At 42.1% G+C, this 20557-nt stretch carries 18 protein-coding genes; 3 read left to right on the top strand and 15 right to left on the bottom strand.

The features are described 5' to 3' along the window. Nucleotides 1-14: 14 nt before the first annotated feature. The 11 genes from I6N95_RS01455 to celB all read right to left on the bottom strand — a co-directional run bounded on the left by I6N95_RS01455 (nucleotide 15) and on the right by celB (nucleotide 11605). Complete coding sequence (locus I6N95_RS01455; protein WP_209524558.1) at nucleotides 15-521, bottom strand: pyridoxamine 5'-phosphate oxidase family protein; 507 nt, start codon at nucleotides 519-521, stop codon at nucleotides 15-17. 182 nt (nucleotides 522-703) lie between these two features. Next, complete coding sequence (locus I6N95_RS01450; RefSeq protein ID WP_209524557.1) at nucleotides 704-2428, bottom strand: ABC transporter ATP-binding protein; 1725 nt, start codon at nucleotides 2426-2428, stop codon at nucleotides 704-706. Beyond that, complete coding sequence (locus tag I6N95_RS01445; RefSeq protein ID WP_209524556.1) at nucleotides 2412-3221, bottom strand: ABC transporter ATP-binding protein; 810 nt, start codon at nucleotides 3219-3221, stop codon at nucleotides 2412-2414. Before I6N95_RS01445 ends, I6N95_RS01450 begins: the two co-directional genes overlap by 17 nt. Nucleotides 3222-3230: 9 nt before the next feature. Then, nucleotides 3231-4244 carry a FecCD family ABC transporter permease gene (locus tag I6N95_RS01440; protein ID WP_245249187.1) on the bottom strand — a complete coding sequence of 338 codons (1014 nt, stop codon included), beginning with the start codon at nucleotides 4242-4244 and terminating at the stop codon, nucleotides 3231-3233. Further along, nucleotides 4241-5206 (bottom strand): FecCD family ABC transporter permease, encoded by a 966-nt coding sequence (locus I6N95_RS01435; RefSeq protein WP_283808888.1) that lies wholly within the window; start codon nucleotides 5204-5206, stop codon nucleotides 4241-4243. Before I6N95_RS01435 ends, I6N95_RS01440 begins: the two co-directional genes overlap by 4 nt. A 137-nt stretch (nucleotides 5207-5343) precedes the next feature. Next, on the bottom strand, nucleotides 5344-6267 hold the full coding sequence (locus I6N95_RS01430) for an ABC transporter substrate-binding protein (RefSeq protein WP_209524554.1): 924 nt from the start codon (nucleotides 6265-6267) through the stop codon (nucleotides 5344-5346). Nucleotides 6268-6444: 177 nt separating this feature from the next. Further along, nucleotides 6445-7281: an S-formylglutathione hydrolase gene (gene fghA, locus I6N95_RS01425; protein WP_245249185.1), complete on the bottom strand. Its 837-nt coding sequence runs from the start codon at nucleotides 7279-7281 to the stop codon at nucleotides 6445-6447. 1 nt (nucleotide 7282) lies between these two features. Continuing rightward, the gene (locus I6N95_RS01420) at nucleotides 7283-8398 is read right to left on the bottom strand and encodes an S-(hydroxymethyl)glutathione dehydrogenase/class III alcohol dehydrogenase (protein ID WP_209524553.1); all 1116 of its coding nucleotides are present in this window, start codon (nucleotides 8396-8398) and stop codon (nucleotides 7283-7285) included. 167 nt (nucleotides 8399-8565) lie between these two features. After that, complete coding sequence (locus tag I6N95_RS01415; RefSeq protein WP_209524552.1) at nucleotides 8566-9273, bottom strand: GntR family transcriptional regulator; 708 nt, start codon at nucleotides 9271-9273, stop codon at nucleotides 8566-8568. Between the two features lie 80 nt (nucleotides 9274-9353). After that, complete coding sequence (locus tag I6N95_RS01410) at nucleotides 9354-10295, bottom strand: DUF7916 family protein (RefSeq protein WP_209524551.1); 942 nt, start codon at nucleotides 10293-10295, stop codon at nucleotides 9354-9356. Between the two features lie 23 nt (nucleotides 10296-10318). Beyond that, nucleotides 10319-11605, bottom strand: coding sequence for a PTS cellobiose transporter subunit IIC (celB, locus tag I6N95_RS01405; protein ID WP_209524550.1), 1287 nt, complete (start codon nucleotides 11603-11605; stop codon nucleotides 10319-10321). 284 nt (nucleotides 11606-11889) lie between these two features. Between celB and I6N95_RS01400 the strand changes: the two genes are divergently transcribed. Beyond that, nucleotides 11890-12420: a hypothetical protein gene (locus I6N95_RS01400; RefSeq protein ID WP_209524549.1), complete on the top strand. Its 531-nt coding sequence runs from the start codon at nucleotides 11890-11892 to the stop codon at nucleotides 12418-12420. A 55-nt stretch (nucleotides 12421-12475) separates the two neighbouring features. Here the strand turns inward: I6N95_RS01400 and I6N95_RS01395 are convergent, their stop codons facing one another. Next, on the bottom strand, nucleotides 12476-13405 hold the full coding sequence (locus I6N95_RS01395; RefSeq protein WP_209524548.1) for a DUF561 domain-containing protein: 930 nt from the start codon (nucleotides 13403-13405) through the stop codon (nucleotides 12476-12478). A 45-nt stretch (nucleotides 13406-13450) separates the two neighbouring features. Continuing rightward, nucleotides 13451-14614, bottom strand: coding sequence for an ROK family transcriptional regulator (locus tag I6N95_RS01390; protein ID WP_245249214.1), 1164 nt, complete (start codon nucleotides 14612-14614; stop codon nucleotides 13451-13453). A gap of 247 nt (nucleotides 14615-14861) precedes the next feature. Here I6N95_RS01390 and xylA point away from each other — a divergent pair, with 247 nt between their 5' ends. Next, nucleotides 14862-16169, top strand: a complete 1308-nt coding sequence (gene xylA, locus I6N95_RS01385; protein ID WP_209524546.1) for a xylose isomerase — start codon at nucleotides 14862-14864, stop codon at nucleotides 16167-16169. Nucleotides 16170-16247: 78 nt separating this feature from the next. Further along, nucleotides 16248-17750: a xylulokinase gene (gene xylB, locus I6N95_RS01380; RefSeq protein WP_209524545.1), complete on the top strand. Its 1503-nt coding sequence runs from the start codon at nucleotides 16248-16250 to the stop codon at nucleotides 17748-17750. A gap of 513 nt (nucleotides 17751-18263) precedes the next feature. Here the strand turns inward: xylB and I6N95_RS01375 are convergent. Together I6N95_RS01375 and I6N95_RS01370 are read right to left on the bottom strand one after the other, a co-directional pair. Further along, nucleotides 18264-19595 carry a PTS sugar transporter subunit IIC gene (locus I6N95_RS01375; RefSeq protein ID WP_209524544.1) on the bottom strand — a complete coding sequence of 444 codons (1332 nt, stop codon included), beginning with the start codon at nucleotides 19593-19595 and terminating at the stop codon, nucleotides 18264-18266. Between the two features lie 166 nt (nucleotides 19596-19761). Beyond that, nucleotides 19762-20475, bottom strand: a complete 714-nt coding sequence (locus I6N95_RS01370) for a GntR family transcriptional regulator (RefSeq protein ID WP_209524543.1) — start codon at nucleotides 20473-20475, stop codon at nucleotides 19762-19764. Nucleotides 20476-20557: the final 82 nt, after the last annotated feature.

Genomic DNA, 20557 nt, shown 5'->3' with positions numbered 1-20557 from the left:
AGGTTACTAAAACACTAGGCTAGACCTTGATTGCTTGATTTTTTGGGCTTATTTTGTTTAACCGAATACTCAACCAGACTGATTTTGATAATGGCGGTTCCCGCAACCATTTTGTCCGGCATTGGCTCAAGGGCTGACTCTTTAACCGTGTGATCTAACAACAACTGCAGGGCGTGGCGTTTCTCAGCAAGGTCTTCAAGGATTATCGCCTCACCAAATCCAATTAAACTTCGGTATTCATAGGAATACTTATCTGGCCGCGAACCACCCGAAATAAGTTCATGATCCGTGTCCATCTCAACCGCCACTTTAGGATGTTGTTGGATTAAATTCACTTTTTTTCCTTGTCTGGCACCATGGATATACAGTAATAATTCCTCGCCCTGCCACTCATACCCATAATTAACTGGCACGATATAAGGGTATTCCTCATCAAACATCGCAAGTCTGACAACATGACAATCTTCCACCAATTTTTTTATTTCACTAAGTTCTTCAATGGCTCGCTCTTTTCGTCTCATCGCTAACCCTCCATTCCAATCTGATTTGTATCTTTATTATAACCATAAAACGTTCTGAAAAAAAAGAGAAATAAATCAACATTAGCCTTTACACTAAAATTAATCTCTTTCTCTGATAGTCTAGTCGAATCTGCTGACCTTGCTTACTAAATTACTTTAATTATCATTCTTCCGACCGCTCATTAAATATGTTGATTTTGACATAGGCGAGCGTAGACACCACCACGCTGAATCAGTTCTTCATGAGTACCAAGCTCGGCAATTTGGGCCTGATCCAATACGACAATTAGATCAGCATGACGAATGGTCGATAGTCGGTGAGCAATCACGACTGTCGTCCGCCCTTTAGAAATAGTATCCAATGCTTGTTGAATCTCTCTTTCCGTCTCGGTATCCAAAGCTGAAGTCGCTTCATCCATGATCAAAATCGGCGTGTCTCGCAAAATCGCTCTGGCAATCGATAACCGCTGCTTTTGTCCCCCTGACAACCGCAATCCTCGCTCTCCAATCAAGGTTTCGTAGCCATCTTCTAAAGCTGTAATAAAGCTATGGGCATTAGCCGCTTTTGCCGCCGCAATGGTTTGCTCCTTAGTGGCATGTTTCAACCCATAAACAATGTTCTCATAAACTGTGCCGTTAAAGAGAAAGGTATCTTGTAATACCATGCTGATGTTGTTGCGAATGCTTCCTAAGGTCATGGTTTTTAAATCCAAATCGTCAAATAAAATCTGACCAGCTACTGGGTCATAAAAACGATTCAATAGGTTACTAATCGTCGTTTTCCCTACACCTGTCGAGCCAACTAAAGCAATCGTTTGCCCTGGCTGAATGATTAAATCAATCTCTTTGAGAACCGGTTGCCCTACATGATAATGAAAATCCAGTCGTCGTAGCTCAATCTTCCCTGCCAAGTGAGAAACGCTTCGGGCATCGCTTAGCTCTTTAACTTCTGACTCTTGATCCAGTAAATCGAATACTCGCTGGCAGCTAGCAATCGCCATATTAGCACTTTCATTTAAAGATGACAAGGCACTAATCGGTCCGTAAAACAGGTTTAGATACAAGGTAAAACCGACTAATTCAGCCACTTCCATTTGACCAACTGAGGTGAAATAGCCTCCATAAATAATCACCCCTACCAAGCCGACAGAACTAAAAAAGCTAATCAGAGGCCGCACAAATTCATCAGTCTTCACGGCTTCTAAAATCGCATCACGCTCTTTGTCAATGACGGCTCTCATTCGTTCTTTTTCACTTTCTTGCTGGTTAAAGGCCTGAATTTCTTTCATGCCTGATAAATTATCCTGTAACGTGCCACTCATCTCCGCCATTACCTTAGCATTTTTTCCCCAGAGTGGTAGCGCACGTTTTGAATACACATAATTAGCAAAAATGATCAATGGCACACTAACTAAACTGACTAGAGCTAAGGGAACATTGATAGTAAACAACATAAACCCCACAGCTAGCAAAGTTAGCCCATGGACGACTAAATCAGGAAAAACATGAGCAAAGAGACGCTCCGCTCCCCCGGCATCATTCATAACATAGCTCATTAATTGCCCTGTTTGCTTATCGCTATAAAACCGCAAAGAGAGGTGTTGCAACTTATCATAGACAGCCAGACGTAGTTCAGCCACATAATAATAGGCCCCTAAATGAGTATAATACCCTTTGATGTAATTAAAGATCGCCTGTAACAGATAAACCAACAGTAAAATCAGCCCCATCTTCAGTGATTTGCTGGCAATATCAGCGTCGCCACTGGTGATTAAGGCGGTCAATTGTTGCATGGCCCAAGGTGCGTAAAGACTAGCAAGTGTGGAACAAGCAATCGCCCCAATTCCCAGCCAGATGTAGCGATGATAGGCTCGGGAATCTTTTAATACTCTAAGTACCGTTTTCATCTGACTCCTCCTTAATCAATTCATACGTTAAACAAAGCGGCCGTTGTGTTCGTGGTTCGATTATAATCTGTGCGTCAATATGGAAGGCTTCCCTCAAGACCTCAGGTAGGAAAACCTCTGCCGGGGCACCATGACAAATCACTTTCCCCTTGCTGATGGCCACCATATAATCAGAAAAACGAGCGGCTAAATTCAAATCGTGAAGAACCATGGCGATGGTACAGCCTTGACTCTGATTCAATTCTTGCAATAGCTCAAGGACTTCCAATTGATGAGCCAGATCCAAGTATGTCGTTGGTTCATCCAGTAAGATCAATTCTGTTTGTTGGGCCAGAGCCATAGCAATCCATACCCGCTGACGCTGACCGCCCGATAAACTATCGACCTCTCGTAACTCAAATTCACTGAGCTTGGTAACACTCAAAGCCCAAGTCACAATTTGCTTATCTTCTTCCGTCAATTTGCCAAACCCCTTTTGATGAGGAAAACGACCATAGGCAATCAATTCACCAACGGTTAAGCCACTTGGGGCCGTTGGCGTTTGGGGTAAAATCGCCATTTTTTTAGCCACTTCTTTGGTGGCTAACTGGCTAATATCTTGACCATTCAAGTAAACAACGCCCGCTTTACTTTTCAGAATACGCCCAATCGCTTTTAAAATAGTTGATTTACCGCACCCATTTGGTCCGATAATCGACGTTATTTTCCCCGCTGGAATTCCTAAATTTAACTCTTCAACAATCAATACGTCATCATATGAAATATCTAATGATTGTGTCTCTATTCGATTCATAGTAACCTCCTAATCAGCTTTTGACAGTAAATATAAAAAGTAAGGGGTGCTTAGTACCGTAATGACAATCCCTGTTGGCACATCGCTGCCAAAACTAATTGAACGGGTCAGGGTATCTGCAAATAAAATGATAATCGCCCCTAATAAGCCTGCAACTGGTAAAAAGAATTTATGGTTGGCCCCCACCAGCTTGCGAGCCATATGAGGGGCTATCATGCCCACAAAAAAGAAATTCCCCCCTAATGCCACACAACTAGAAGCCAAGGCAATTGAAGCCAAGGATAAGCCTAAAAATTCCGGCTTAACTGCTACACCTAATCCCGTAGCTGTTTCATTTCCGAGGTTAATGGCATTTAAAACACGAGATTTGTAGATCGTATAAATCAATAAAATAATAACCCAGGGTGCTAAAATAGCCAAATAACGCCAGTCATCTCCCCACAAATTTCCCGCTTGCCACCGTTGAATAAAATCCATTTGGCGCTCATCTAACTTCAGACTAATCAGAGTGGTTAAGGCACTGTAGCCACTACTGACGGCGACACCCGTTAAGATTAATCCGGTTGGTGAAATCTCCCGGCCACGATTGTATGACAACATAAAAATAATCAGCGCAGATAGAAGCCCGCCAATAAAGGCCACAATCGGTAGCGCGAAGGCAGAGGAAAAACCTTTGGTCGTAAACACTCCGATGTAAATTAAGACAAACAAACCAGAACCGGAACTGATTCCCAAGGTTCCTGGACTAGCCATATCATTTCGCAGCAAGCTCTGCATAATCGTCCCCGAGACACCTATGCCAATTCCTACTAAAATGGCCAAAATAATCCGTGGTAGCCGAAATTCATAGACGATTAGAGCCTGTTGAGCCGTTCCCTCTCCCATGATGACAGCCAGAACTTCACTGGGTGCCAAGTTCATTTTCCCAGAATTAATACTAATAATCCCAATCACAAAAGTGAGAATAATCAAGCCAACAATCATCCAGATATTTCGCATCAAGCTATAAGTGGTTGTCTTCATTCAAATTCCCTCCGTTGTTTTTTAACTAAATATAAAAAGAATGGCACACCGATAATGGAAAAGATAATCCCCATAGGTGTTTCAAAAGGACGGTTAATCAACCGCCCGATAATATCAGCAACCACTGTTAGCAAGGCACCATAAAGAGCACAAGCTGGAATAATAAAACGATAATCAACCCCCACTAAATAACGCATCATATGAGGAACAATTAATCCCACAAAACCTACGGGTCCCACAACCACTACTGATAGCCCAGTTAAAACCAGTACGATTAGCGTGGAGACCCCTTTAACTGCTCTTGTGTTAAGCCCCAAACCAACGGCCACTTCATCTCCTAAACTCAACATGGTAATGGAAGGTGATAGAGCGATGGACGCCAAAACAGCCACTATAAAGAAAGGCAAAATCAGCGCCAATTCGCTCCATTTTGCTCCCGCTGTCCCACCAGCAGACCAGTACATTAAGGCATGGCCTAAACGAAATTTAATGGACAGGTAGGAACTTAAGGCACCGAAAAGCATGGAGATGGACATCCCTGCCAATACCAATCGCTGAGGCGTCATACCTCGGCGACCTGTTGAGGCGACAAAGTATGTCAATCCCGTCGTAAGGGCTGCGCCTATACATGCATAAAACATGACCGTGCCATAAGTTCGATTAGGCAAAAATGCCAAACACAAAGCAATCGCAAAGGTCGCCCCAGAACTTATCCCCATCAAACCTGAATCGGCCAGTGGATTTTTAGTTGTTCCTTGCATGATTGCCCCACAAACCGCTAAACTACACCCTACAATCATATCAGCAACCGTTCGTGGTAATCGCAGTGTTCGAATGATTTGATGTTCCGTCACCCCAGGATCGAAGTCAAATAATGCGCGCCAAGCCGTTCCGAGACTCATGTCAGCCGCGCCAAAAGCGAGCGATGCCATAACAGCCATAACGAGTAACAGGAGGCCCAATCCGATGTAAAAGGTGAAATTCCAAGAGCCTTTTAGCTGCCCCTTTTGATTGATTGTTGCATATCTTCACTCCATTTTATGATTCATTCGATAGTAGGTTAAAAGCTTCCCAAAAGTATGTTTGGGAAGCTTTTATATTACTTTGTGCCGACCTTTAAATGATCAACAAAATAATCCAATTGACCCGTTAAGCTAGCCACATCTGAGTAATAAAACAACCCGTTGAGGTTACCAGGTATTTTGGTGACATTGCCTTTTTCCACAGCTGGAATAGTTTTCCAAATCGCTGTTTGTTCAAATTCAGACTCTTTATCCGGCTGTAAGAACCACAAGATATAATCACCGAAATAATCAGCGGCAACTTCATAAGATAGTGAGCCACGACCTTCACCAGAACTTTTCACCAATTCTTCTAACTTAGCAGGCTTCTTCAAACCAAGATAGTCGTACAACAGCTTGCCACCACGAGAACCAGTCTCATAATAAACCCCGTAAGACCCGCTGCCCCAATCTTCAAACAGGCTAAAGGTCTTGTCCTTAAATTCATCTCCTGCAAACATTTCTTTGGCCCCAGCCAGCTTTGTTTCAAAGGTTTCATTCAGCGCTTTGGCTTCCTTTTCCTTGCCAAGGACTTCACCTAAAAAGGTCAGGCGATCCTCTGAACTCGTTGCTTCCGACACCACAACAACTGGTGCTATCTTTGAAAATTTCTCAAAATCCTCTTTACTGTAGGTAATAATTAAATCAGGCTCATACGACAATAATTCTTCTTTTTCCCATTTCTCAATGGCCGGCACCTCTTTAATGGTCTCATAAAAGGGCATAGCTTCCTGTGCCCAGCCTGAATAACCAACCGGTGTCACGCCTAAACTTGCCACATCACCTAAATACCAATTGACTAGAATTTTTTTAGGCTTCACAGGGACTTCCACATCCCCCATTTCAGTCTTGACAATCTTGCTTTGATTGTTTTTTTCTGTTGCCTCTTTGTTACTTCCACAGGCGACTAATAAACTACCGACTCCAACAATACTTAAAAGTATGGCTAACTTTTTTTTCATTTTTACTCATCTCCACTTCTTATATAGATAACTCTAAATGATAATGATAATCAATCTCATTTAGAATTATAGATGAGTTTCAGATTATTTACAATCGTTTCTCGTGATTTTTTTCATTAAGTAGGATATTCGAAAAAAAAAGCCATCCCAACAAATTGATTGGAATGGCGCTTTTGACTAGTTAGTTAAATGCTGATAGTGAAACTTCAGATGCTCTTCAATAAAGGTGGCGATGAAGTAATAACTGTGATCATAACCTGATTGAAGTTCATAGCGAACCTCGGGTTGATTCTCAGAGACTGTTAAGAATTTGGTGGAGACTAATTGTTCCGTTAAAAATTCATCTTGATCGCCTTGTGACACTAAGATTGCCGGTGCTTTTTCAGTCTGGCTAAGTAAGGCCGTCGCATCCCACTCCTGCCATTTTTTTTCATCCTGTCCCAAATAATGGCGAAACGCCTTTTGTCCCCACGGCACATCTGATGGGGTAAGAATTGGCGCAAAAGCCGAAATTGAGCTAAAGCGTTCCTCTGCTTTCAGACCCAGAACAAGAGCGCCATGACCTCCCATTGAATGGCCCATCACCGCTTCTTTACCAGAAAAATCAGGAATAAGGCTTTTGACTATTTGCGAAAGCTCACCTAAGATGTAACTAGCCATTTGATAATTTTCCCGCCAAGGCTCTTCGGTGGCATCCAGATAAAAACCAGCTCCCTGACCTAAATCCCAATCCTGACTATCGGCAACGGACTCGCCTCGTGGAGAGGTATCTGGCATCACCACCGCTAGCCCAAGCTCGGCCGCATATTTTTGAAAGCCGCCCTTTTGCGAGAAATTATCGTCGTTACAGGTTAAACCAGATAACCACCAAACTAGCGGCAAGGGCTCCTCGCTGGCCGGGAGATAGAGACTAAAGGTCATTTCTGATTTGAGGGTATCAGAATAATGTCGATATTTTCGTTGTTCTCCGTCAAAGACTTTGTTGCACTTTATTAACTCCACTGTTTGGCTCATCTTAACCTCCATAGTCTAAAACCGTGCGAATCGCTTGCCCTGCGTGTAACAATTCAAAAGCCTCATTAATGTCAGCAAATGGCAAGGTCTGTGTGATAAATGGGTCGATGTCGATTTTGCCACTCATAGCATCCTCGACCATGCCCGGTAATTGTGAGCGTCCTTTAACGCCTCCAAAAGCCGACCCACGCCAGACACGTCCGGTTACTAATTGAAAAGGACGGGTAGAGATTTCTTTTCCTGCCCCGGCTACCCCAATAATAATACTTTCGCCCCAGCCTTTATGGCAACATTCCAAAGCTGAGCGCATCACGTCCACATTGCCAATACATTCAAAACTATAATCAACGCCACCATTAGTCATAGCCACAATCACCTCTTGAATCGGTTCTTGATGCTGGCTCGGGTTAACAAAATCCGTGGCACCCATCTCTTTGGCCAATGGGAATTTCTCTTCGTTTAAATCAATGGCGATGATTCGTTTGGCTTTGGCCTGAACCGCCCCTTGAATAACGGCTAATCCAATAGCGCCTAAACCGAAGACCGCCACTGTCGCCCCTGCTTCGACTTTTGCTGTATTGTGAACGGCGCCAATGCCAGTCGTTACACCGCAACCAAGTAAACACATCTTGTCCAATGGTGCTTCTGGATTGATCTTAGCCAAGGAAATTTCCGGTAATACCGTGTATTCACTAAAGGTACTCGTTCCCATATAGTGATAAATCGGCTCACCTTGATAGCTGAAACGAGTGGTACCATCAGGCATTAAACCTTTGCCTTGAGTTTCTCTGACGGCACTACACAAATTAGTCTTGCCAGATAAACAAAATTCACATTCCCCACATTCGGCCGTATAAAGGGGAATTACGTGATCGCCAACAGCAACAGAGGTGACACCTTCCCCTATTTCCATGACTATTCCGCCACCTTCATGACCTAAGACCGCTGGAAAAACCCCTTCTGGATCATCACCGGACAACGTAAAGGCATCTGTGTGACAAACAGAGGTATACAAAATCTTAACCAGCACCTCTCCTTTTTTCGGTGCTGCTACGTCGATTTCAACAATTTTTAATGGTTCACCTGGACCAAACGCTACGGCTGCTTTAGATTTCATTGATCAATCACTCCTTGTTCTATTTTTAAACTTATCATATCATGTCACCAAATCCTTTAACAAGAACTACATACCTTCACTTTATCAGATTTTAAGCAAAAAAACTAATTGGGAAGCTATTGACAGACAGGAAAAGGGAAGCCCTTATGGACTTCCCTTCTTTCCTTTTATTGATAGACCTTGCCACTAGCAAACAAGGTAATCTTTTCAAAATGTAACACACCTGTCGCGACAGCAAATAGCTGGCCATTGGTGAGATAAGTTTTTTCTCTAATTCGTAAAGAAGGGTCCTTGGCTTGTAAATTCAAATAACCAGCATGTTCTTCAGTCAGATAATCCGCTGAAATTTGACGATCAGCAAAGCCAATTTGCAAGCCTAAATTCTCAGTCAGATAATCGTAAATCGACTGTTCCACAATCTCTTTACCTAGATAGGGAACAATGTCTTGACGGTAATAAGTCATCTCAACTCTGATCGGTTCCTGATCCAAATAACGAATCCGCTTAACGTAATACAAGGGCAAACCTTCTGAAATAGCAAATAATTTAGCCAGCTCCTCCGTCGCCTCTACCGTGCTTAGCTCTAACAGCTTAGATTGATTGACCTGCTCGCGAAATTCACTGGTCAGCCCCTTAACCAAGTTCAGATTGACACTGTTATCAAAGTTAATTTCTTTGATGTAAATGCCGCTGCCTCTGACTTGATAGGTGTAACCTTGATCAGCTAACAGCCCAATGGCACTTCTGATGGTATTGCGGCTAGTCTGAAACTGATCCATCAACTCTTTTTCAGTCGGCAATTTTCCGCTAAGGCGATAGTCACCTTCCACAATTTGTTTTGCTAGCACTGCTGCGATTTCTTGATATTTAGCCACCGATCCGACCTCCCCATTCATTCCCCAGCTCTCGACGCTTCTGCTATTAGCATTTTAGCACAGTCTCAAACCACCTGCAATTAGCGATTGATAGAGCGTGACACTCGATTCAAGGTGTGACGCATCCCTCTAATAGCAAGAGACATGGCATAGATATTTTCAGCAGGCGCCATCCCGCCGTATCCGGCATCGCCAATGTGTTGAATGTCCACGCCGCAAATCTTATTGCGTAAGGCAATTTGCTTGACGGTTTCCTGATCAGCACTTTCTTGACTCGTTCCAATCGCCGACATCGTTAAAGCCCCTTGGCTCTTGGCGAATTTGACGGCCTCAATTAATTCGCTATCCGTAAACCCTGGAACCGTTCCGACTGCTGGAAACAGAATCACATCTGCCCCTGCTGCAACAAATTCTTTAACAGCTTCAAGGGAAGCAACTGGTTCTGCCACCCCTGCACCGTGCATCTTACCAGCAATGATCAAGCCAGAAAAATGTTTTTTAGCCAGAACAATCGCTTTGGCAATTTCCTTATTGGTAACGCCCGTTCCCGGGTTACCTGTTAAGCAAATAAAGTCCAATCCTAGCTCTTCACAGGCTTTTAAGGTTTTTTCAGAACACATCCGTCCTTCTGAGATCACCAATAAATCTTCTGCCATCTGAGCATCCATATCCACTGGCTCCAAATTAGCCCCGATCGGTTTACCGACTAAACGCTTCAATTCAGCAATTGGATTGCCTGGCGCACCTGACTCCATCACCTTAATGATCTCTTCAAAAGTGGTCATCCCCGGTAATCCCATAACCATTGGATTCAGGCAGTCAAAGCCATTAAGTAAAATTAAATCAGCCCCATAAGCTCTGGCCACTTCCGCATTGGTAATATCATTAGCCACAGGGGCTGCCATCACAACGGTTTCCGTACAAATGATCCGCCCTTCAGAAGCTAAAATCGACTGCTTTAACTCGGCCCCACTCATCTTTTCAATGTCACTTGTTGAACAACTCAATAATCGTTTTACCATAATTTCCACCTATCCTTGTTTATTTATAAATCAACTGCCCCTTGTTCTTCCGCAGACAATTGTTTATCCAATGTTTTAACAAAACCAAAATAAATCGCAAAATCAATCAGGATTAAGGCAACCTGTAAAACAGAGGCTTTGACATCGCCACCTGTCGCCAAAAATCCAGAAATAATCGGTGGCATCGTCCAAGGAACTGCCACTCCGACGGTTTTAGAGACCAGCCCCGTGCTCATGGCAAAATAAGTCACAACCGCATTGACCATTGGCGCCAAAGCAAATGGGATGATTAAAGTCGGATTCATGACCACTGGCACGCCAAACATAATCGGCTCATTAATGTTAAAGATACCCGATGCTAAAGATAAATTCCCCATGGTTTTTAGTTGTTTACTTTTCGCAAACCCGACTAAAATAATCACCAAAGCCAAGGTTGCGCCACCGCCTCCAATATAGACAAAGTTATCCATAAAAGGTGAGGTAATAATATTTGGCAATTCTTTGCCAGCTTGTAGAGCCAAACGATTGGCATCTGTATTAATTAGGTAGATCGGATTTAAGACCGATCCCACAATATTTCCGCCGTGAATGCCGGTGAACCAAAAGAGCGAATTGAGCATGATGCCAATCACCGTTCCAATTAGACTACCACCTAAAATTCCCAAGGGACGACCTAATACTAACATGACGATATCATGAATATTGCCGATGCCCAATAACTCCAATAATTTTATTAAAAGCGCCCAAAAAGTAATGATTACCGCCGCCGGGATTAAGGCCGAAAAAGAGCGGCTAACTTCTGGTGGTACGGTCTCTGGCATTTTAATCGTAATATTTTTTTGAATAAAACGACGAAAAATATCTGCACTGACCAATGAGACAATAATTGCCACAAACAACCCTTTACTTCCTAAAAAGCCATAAGAAATGCCTGCCCCACCATCTGCGTCAAACATCTTTGGGGTGACGATAATAAAAGACGACAGCGAAATAATACCAGCTGACGCTGGATCCACATTGTAGCCTTTAGCATAATTATAGGCGATTCCAAAAGCTGCCACAATCCCCATTAAGCCAAAAGAACCATCCACTACCTTAGCCAACCAGGTTCCTAGATCCCCATTAGCCACAAGCCAATCTTCATAACCACTAATTGGCAAGTTTCCCAAAATCAGAAACATTGAACCGACGATAATCAGTGGCATACCTAATGTAATTCCATTTCTAATAGCTAACAAATGTCGTTGATTGCCGATCTTTAATGCGATTGGACCTAATCTTTTTTCTAACACTTCACTTAGTTTATTCATGGTTTTACCTCCAGTTGCGATTTTAATCGTGCGTGGTTTTGGCCAAAAACCTCTCCGGAATATTAGTACCAACTAATATAAAGTGATGGTACTACTTTTCCAATTAAATTGCAAGCGTTTTATTTTTTCGAAAGCTATCCTCTTGAAACTACCAAAATAGGTCTATCTCCTGTATAATTAACACCAAAGATCTTAAGCCCTTCGTTCAGCCACAAAATCAACAAAAAAAAAAATCCAGATTGACATTTTCCGTCGTGATGTTCATAGATAGAAAGGAAGCCTCTATGCTAAAAATAATTGAAGTGATTCAAGATGCCAATGCTAAAAACTGCCCTTTACCGGCCTTAGCTCTGGCTTTAACACTACCTGATATCTGCAGCCAAATTGAATACCCTAACGAAAAAAATGTCGGTTACCGTTATCGTAACTGGTACAATAACCACGTCCATAAACATGAAGAATTTCATTGCACCCTGAACACACTAAATTCTTATGACAAGCTTAATGCCATCCATGAAATGGAAACAATGCTTCATAAATTTAATGGGTACGCCTGCTATAAATTGCGCTGTTTATTGCTCCACCAAGGAGATGCTGCCATGACGGGTGAAATCAAATATGATAATTTATACTTTAATATCCATTCTGGTGAGGAAACTCGAACAGTCTCACCAACCAAGCAGCCTGACCAGCCAATCGAGCATCTTAGCATTAACAGCAAATTATTATGTGACTATCTCTGTACTTACGCCAAAAAATATTATGATGAACATCCCAATAAAGAACTATTTCAAAAAAAGATTTTACACGGCTAATAGACTGAAAGCCCGCTAAATGTGCAGCGGGCTTTCCGTCTATAATGTTTATTCCCTAGTTTGTTAGGGACTTAATCACTTGATCGGTTTCCTTAAATAATTCGGCGATAATCACTTGAACCGGTCGAATCTCTGTTATCAGTCCGGCGATTTGGCCTGCCATAATCGAACCATTTTCAAGATCTCCGTGAACCACTGCTTTGCGCAAAGAGCCTAAGGTCAAGGCTTCCAATTCATCACGAGACGCCTCAGCGCGCTCCAAAGCTTGATACTTCTGAATCATGCCATTTTTAAGGCTTCGAACTGGAACTCCTCTACTCCGTCCTGTCACAGTCGTCGACGTATCATCCGCCGCTATGATGGCTTGTTTGACACTGAGGGGGATCGGGCATTCATTAGCTGTCAGAAAAAGCGTCCCCAGCTGAACGCCTTGAGCGCCCAAGGCAAAGGCCGCAGCAATACCGTGACCATCAGCAATACCGCCAGCAGCAATAACTGGCAAACTAACCGCTTGAGCCACTTGAGGAACTAAAGCCATAGTCGTCGTTTCGCCCACATGACCACCGGCCTCTGAGCCTTCAGCAATTATGGCATCAACACCTAACCCTTCCATTTTTTTGGCAATTTCCACAGAAGGTACGACCGGCACCACGAGAAGACCTGCTTGTTTCAATGTCGTCATATAAGGTTTTGGGGTGCCTGCTCCTGTTGTGACGACCTTGACCCCTTCCTCAATCACAACGGCAATCAACTCCTGAATATTAGGCATCATTAACATCAAATTAACAGCAAATGGCTTGTCGGTTCGTTCTTTACAAGCCGTAATCTGCTCGCGCAATTGATTGGCCGATAACCCGCCAGATGCTAGTATCCCCATGCCACCTGCATTGGACACCTCACTGACTAATTCGTAGCGAGCAATCTCCGCCATAGCCCCTTGAAAAATAGGATATTGGATGCCAAATAATTCATTGATGGTTCTCACACTATCGCCTACTTTCTAAAAGAGGAAGTCTCCTCCCCCCTTAACTTAACTTTCCTTAACGGTTAAATCCAACGACTTCAGCTCTAAAAAGCGCCGAATACTGATTGCGGCTGCGCCATAAAGTGTGGCATTCGCCCCTAGTTTTGAATTGACCAATGCCACTTCCTGATTAAAAGAACTCGACAGATGAGACTTGATCAACGACAAGATTTCAGGGATTTTGCGAATAATAGCACTGTTCAAAAAAATCGTTTCAGGTGAAAAGTGACAGATCAAGTTATTAACACCAATTGACAGATGAAAGGCCATCTCGTCAATTAACTGCAACGCCACTGGATTATCTTCCCGATACTCACTAATCAAGACATTCAACTCGGCTTTCAAGCCTGTTTCCTGAGAAAAAGCTTCGAGCACTGCTTTTTCCGAACAATACTGCTCCAAGCAGCCTTGATTGCCACAAGGACAGGGACGCCCATTAGGATACAGCGTTGAATGTCCCACCTCTCCGGACTTGCCAGCTTTTCCTTTATGCAGTTGCTCATTAATGATAACCCCTGCTCCAATGCCACTGTAAATACTCAAACTGACAATTTCAGCATCGCGACTGGAAAAGGTGGCTTCCGCCACTGCTGTCAGATTGGCTTCATTTTCCACTATCACAGGAATATCATAAAGCTTCCCGAGCTCTGCAACTATATCCAGTTGATCAAGATTATAATAGGGGGTAAAGACGATCCGGTTATCTTCCACGATGCCGTGGATGGCGATTGTAATTCCCACTAAGCCATAAGTGGAACTGGCCTGACATTTAGCTCGATGATCATTGATAATATCTGCCAAGATCTCCATCACATTATCGCGATTAACCTCAAAATTTTTGATTTTTTTGGTATCCACAAAACTACCGTCCAAATAGGTCAAAGAACTTGACACATAGTTGTAACCTAAATCAAAATTTAGGGTATAGCCTGCCTGCTGATTAAATCCCATTAACACCGGTTTGCGTCCGCCCTTTTTTGTGCCGCTTCCTTCCCCTAATTCTTCAACCAACTCTTTTTCGATCAAACTAGCCGTGATCTCCGACACAGTGGCCTTGTTTAAGCCGGTCAATTTAGCGACTTCCGCTCTAGAAATCGTGCCATATTTAATAATCTGTGCCAATACGACAGATTCATTTTGTTTCCTGATCATGTATTTATCAACAAGCATCGTCTTCACTACTTCCTCTTTGTATTTTCTTAGCTACCGTTGGTTTGCCATACTAACAATTATCTATCAAAGCCTCTCGACTTTACGTTACATCATTGCGTCATGTTGTATTATATCATATTGCGCCTTCATAACAATCACTATTTCCTTCTTCATATTCTCTTTAAGATAATGATTGACAATTATTGATCAATTTATTATTATATAGTTAGTACGATAAACTTACTAAAAACTTGGAGGTATTACAATGGAATTTTTCCCTAATATCAGCACCATTAAATTTGAAGGAACTGAAACTGAAAACGCTTTTGCTTTTCGACACTACAACCCTGAAGAAATCATTCTTGGTAAATCCATGAAAGAGCATTTACGCTTTGGGATGGCTTGGTGGCATACTCTAACTCAAGATGGCTCTGATCCTTTTGGGGCTCCCGTTAATCAGAGAACTTGGCTGACAGACGATCCAATGGAAACGGCCAAAAACCGGGTAGAAGCTGGCTTTGAAATTCTTCAAAAATTGAATATGGAGTATTTCTGCTTTCACGATGTGGATATTGCACCTGAAGGCGACTCCTTGGCAGAATTTTTGGACAACTTAGATATTATTACCGATTTAATCAAAGAAAAAATGGCGCAAACAGGAATCAAATTACTTTGGAACACAGCTAATATGTTTACCAACCCCCGCTTCGTTTATGGAGCAGCCAGTTCATCCAATGCTGACGTCTTCGCCTATTCTGCTGCCCAAGTCAAAAAAGGCTTAGAGTTAAGTAAAAAATTGGGTGGTCAAAATTATGTTTTCTGGGGCGGTCGCGAAGGGTATGAATCTTTATTAAATACTGATATGATGTTGGAACAAGATAATATTGCCAGACTTTTCCAGATGGCAGTCGATTATGCCAAAGAAATCGGGCATCAAGTCCAATTCTTGATTGAACCAAAACCAATGGAGCCTTCGAAACACCAGTACGATTACGATGCGGCTACTGCCATGGCCTTTTTACAAAAATATAATCTCCAAGACTCATTTAAACTAAATCTGGAAGCCAACCATGCCACTTTAGCTGGTCACACCTTCGAGCATGAAATTTACGTTGCCAGATGTTATGACGCCCTAGGCTCATTAGACGCTAATCAAGGAGACGTTTTATTAGGTTGGGATACAGATGAATTCCCGACAAATATCTACGACACGACTTTAGCCATGTATCAAGTCTTGGAAAATGGTGGCATCGCACCTGGTGGCATTAACTTCGACGCAAAAGTACGTCGTTCTTCCTTCGCCATGGAAGACTTATTCTTAGCTCATATTGCTGGGATGGATACCTTTGCCCGTGGCTTAAAAGCCGCTGCTAAATTAAAAGAGGATCGCTTTTTTGAGAAAGAAATCGAACGCCGATATGCCAGTTATCAAACCGGGATTGGTCAATCAATTGTCGCCGGTAAAGAGACGTTAAGCTCTCTGGCTGCTTATGCCATGAAAAATGATCAGATAACCAACACATCTGACCATATTGAATTGTTTAAATCAAAACTAAATGACTACTTAGTTTAGTTAATTAGAGCTAAGGCCTACTTTAAAGAGTTTGCCTTAGCTTTTAAAAAGTGACGTCACTTAATTAGGAGGTTCAACGTGAGTTATATTATTGGAATTGATTTAGGTACGAGTTCCTTAAAGGGGATTTTACTTGATAAAGCAGGAGCGATTCTCACCACTAAACAAGCAGAATATGAGCTGATTACACCACAGGCCGGTTACAGTGAACAAGACCCAACAGTTTGGACCCAAGCTCTGAGTCAGGTTATTCAACAAATCATTCTCGAAGTGCCTGCTGCTAGTAGGTCAACAGTAGGGATCAGTTTTTCAGGTCAAATGCACAGTTTAGTCCTGCTGGACCAGGAAGGGTTGCCTTTACGAAATGCGATTTTATGGAATGACGTCCGCACTAGCGATCAGTGTCGCCGCATAATGGCAACCGCTGGTGAAAAAGTGCTTAGTATCACAAAAAATCGCGCTTTAGAAGGATTTACCCTTCCAAAAATACTGTGGGTCAAAGAACATGAACCGGTAATTTGGCAAAAAACAGCTCATTTTCTTTTGCCGAAAGACTACGCTGGTTTCTACTTAACCGGCAACCAACAGATGGACTATTCTGACGCAGCTGGCACACTGTTGTTAGATGTAGACAATCGTGTTTGGAGTGCTGAATTAGCCGCTCAATTCGACTTACCACTAAGAGTTTTCCCGAAACTGGTTGACTCTTCTGAAGGAATTGGTCTAATCAAACCTGAATTGGCAAAACAATTGGGTTTCACTTCTGATGTCATGGTTTATGCTGGTGGCGCCGATAATGCCTGTGCCGCTTTAGGTGCTGGCATTACAACAGATGGCATGGCTTTGGCCAGCATTGGCACGTCTGGTGTTTTCCTTTCTTATGAAGGAGCTGGCCACGCTGACTATGGCGGCGAGCTTCACTATTTTAATCATGCTGCTAAAGAGGCTTATTATTCAATGGGCGTGACCCTTTCGGCAGGTTATAGCCTGAATTGGTTAAAGGACACCTTTGCAGAAGATCAGACCTACGATGAACTGCTACACAATCTTGGTGATACGCCGATCGGAGCAGGCGGCTTGCTCTTTAGCCCGTATATTATGGGAGAAAGAACGCCTTATGCCGACAGTCAAATCAGAGGAAGTTTTATCGGCTTAGATGCACGCCACACTCGCGATCATCTGACTCGTTCCGTGATTGAAGGCATCACCTTTTCACTAAAAGAATCACAGCGCTTGATGGTCGAACATGGAAAAAAAGACATCCAAACCATCATTTCAGTCGGTGGCGGTGCTAAAAACAAGCATTGGCTACAGCTACAAGCCGATGTGTTTAACACACCTGTCACCACTTTAACCAGTGAGCAAGGGCCAGCCCTTGGAGCAGCTATGATCGCCGCAGTTGGTGCTGGCTGGTATCAGAGCATGGCAGAATGTAGCAAAGACTTGGTTCATTATGGGCACAGCTACACGCCTATCCCCAAAAACGTCACAGAATATCAACGACTTTATGAGATTTATCAACAGGTCTATTCAGCTACTAAAAATATCTGTCATGAATTAGCTCACTTTCAAGCTATATAGTTCCTATTAAATAATCACGACGCAAAGCTTCGATCTCATCAAATTCTATGTGCTGAAGCACTGAGATTTGCCGTTATTCTTACGAATTTATTCGTTAGAGATAAGGGACAACGTAGTGAAGGCACTTTACCGTTAAACTTTCAGCTAAAAAAAAGCTGAAAGTGCCACTCTTGAGGTCTGATTATGCGAATTATCCAATGGAACTATCTGTCTGATTATTTGACATAATGTATCTAACTAAAAGAAAGCGAATCAATTGCCGCTACGTGCTGGCAGTGATTCGCTTTTTCTTACTTTCTGAATCGATGAAGCAACCGAATAAAAATAAACAAGACAACAACAATGAGCACCTGGGTGAGAAATACTGAAAGAAATGGCCACATCTCAATCACTCCTACTTTCTACAAATCCTAGCAACACGTTATCCAACTGTTATTTTATATTCTTATTATACACCTAAAATGGTCTTTCCATTTCATTTAACGCCTGCAAACAAGCGTTATGTTTTAAGCTTTAGTTATCATTCTTCAACGCCATACTAGCTGTCACTCTCTCATCCACCCGTAGGAATGGCAAGTATATAAAGACGCTGACAATGATGATAGCGATTTGCAGAACTGCGGCTCGCCAATCACCACCCGTCGCTAAAAAGCCAGAGATCACAGGAGGTGTAGTCCAAGGGATTTGGACCACCACATGATTAATCAAACCAGCGGCAGTGGCAAAATAAGCCACAGTCAATGAAAAGATCGGTGCTAAGACAAAAGGAATAATTAAACTAATATTGAAAACAATTGGTAAACCAAAAATAATGGGCTCACTAATATTAAAAATAGCCGGTGCGACTGACAGTTTAGCAAAGTCTTTATAATCTTTGCGACGGCTAAAAATAAAGATGGCAATTAACAAGGCGATGGTATTTCCCGATCCCCCCATAACCGCAAACGTATCTTTAAAGGCCATATTAATAATATGCGGGATTTCCGTTTTATTCGCATAGGCTGCCATATTTTCTTGCATATTTTGGATTAAGAATGGGTCTAGCAACGAACCTGATATTACGGCTTGATGAATGCCGAAACCAAAAAATAAATTAGCCACAGAAGTGATCAGTAAAAACCCTGGTAAACCTGTTGTGACCTGACTTAAGGGGCCTGTAATCAATTTAGTGATTAGCCCGTTGACATCCATATTAAATAATTGGTTGATAATAAAGGACAAAATAGCAAATGATGTAATAGTAATCATAATAGGAATCAGAACATTAAAGGATTTTAACACTGCCGGAGGAATATTTCCCGATAGTTTAATCTGCAATTTCTCATTTGTTGACAATTTAATAAATAACTCTGTCGTTAACAAGCCAACAAAAATACCAACAAACATTCCTGAAGCCCCAGTATGGGTGACGGGAATAACCCCTGTCACTTCAATAGCTTTACTAGCATTTTCAGGCATAAACATCGTCTTCATTGGCGTTAGCACAACAAATGTGGAAATCGCCACTAAGACAGCAGCAATTTGATTGGTGTAATTTCTGCTAACACACATATGGTAAGAAACAGCGGCAACCACTAACAATGTGGTAATACTTAATGTACCGTTGGCGATTGAAACTCCAATCTCTTGAACTTTTACCAAGGTATCAGGATGGATGATCTTCCCCATAAAACCAGTCGGCTCCAAGATAACATAATTAATGAGCGTCACAAAGCCTGCTAACATCATAAAGGGCATAAAAGTCGCAAATGCATCACGTAAGGTTCTTAAATGGATTTGATTGCCGATTTTTGTGGCGACAAGTCCAAATTTTTCAAATATGACGTCTTTCTTCGTCTTTTCCATAACAGTTCTCCTCTTCATTTTCTGCAAACGGTTCCTCCGCCTACAACAAAATAATACATCATTTAATTATAAAAGTAAACCTCTTTTTATAAAGATATATATTTTATCGAATAACAAAAAAATCATGAAGCTAGTTGTTAACTTCATGACGTTTTGATCGTGTCGACTAATTTTCAACAAAGACGGCTTCAAAAATAAAATCTTTGTAGATGTGCCGCGACAAGGAATATTCAAAAGGGGTACCTGAAGCAAGCGAGACAACTTTATCGACTTCAATCATAAAATCACCAGCTTCAATACTTAAAAGACGAGCATCAAACTCCGTGGCTAAATCTCCTTTAATCCAAATGTGTGACGACTTTATTTCCAGATTTAACTCGTTACCAATATAAGAATACACCGATTTTTTTAAATGTTTGGGCTCCAATCCAGGGATTACAGACAGTGGCATAAAGGTTTGCTCAATCGAATAGGGCTGATGATCAATAAAGCGACTTCTAATAATGTTATAGACATAATCTTTGGCACTGATTTTCAACATCTCAGCCACTTTCTCAGTCGGAAGTTCAATCGAAAAGGTATGGATTTCTGAGTCCACATGTTCTTCTCCCACGACACTGAACAAGCCTTCGTTGGGACCAAACACCTTTGAATTATCAATGGGCGTCCGTAAAACCTCTGTCCCAAAGCCACTTCGACTTCTAATAATCCCTTCTGTCACCAACATATCCAACCCTTTTTTGACCGTCAACTTGCTAGTTTTAAACTTAGCGGCTAATTCATCACCTGTCGGTAACTTATCACCAATTTTATAATGACCATTAGTGATTTTCTCTTTTGTATCAAGATAGACTTCCATGTATTTTGGAATTTTCCTCATTCTCTTCTCATCCAATCTGTCCTTAAGATATACCTGCTACTATACTTTACCATAAAAACACCATGAATTTCCACTTAAAACA

It is taken from the genome of Vagococcus allomyrinae (assembly GCF_017829975.1).
In the GTDB taxonomy this organism is placed as follows: Bacteria; Bacillota; Bacilli; order Lactobacillales; family Vagococcaceae; genus Vagococcus_D; species Vagococcus_D allomyrinae.
The sequence above is the reverse complement of the archived record's forward strand: the minus strand, read 5'-3'. Positions and strand labels throughout refer to the sequence as shown.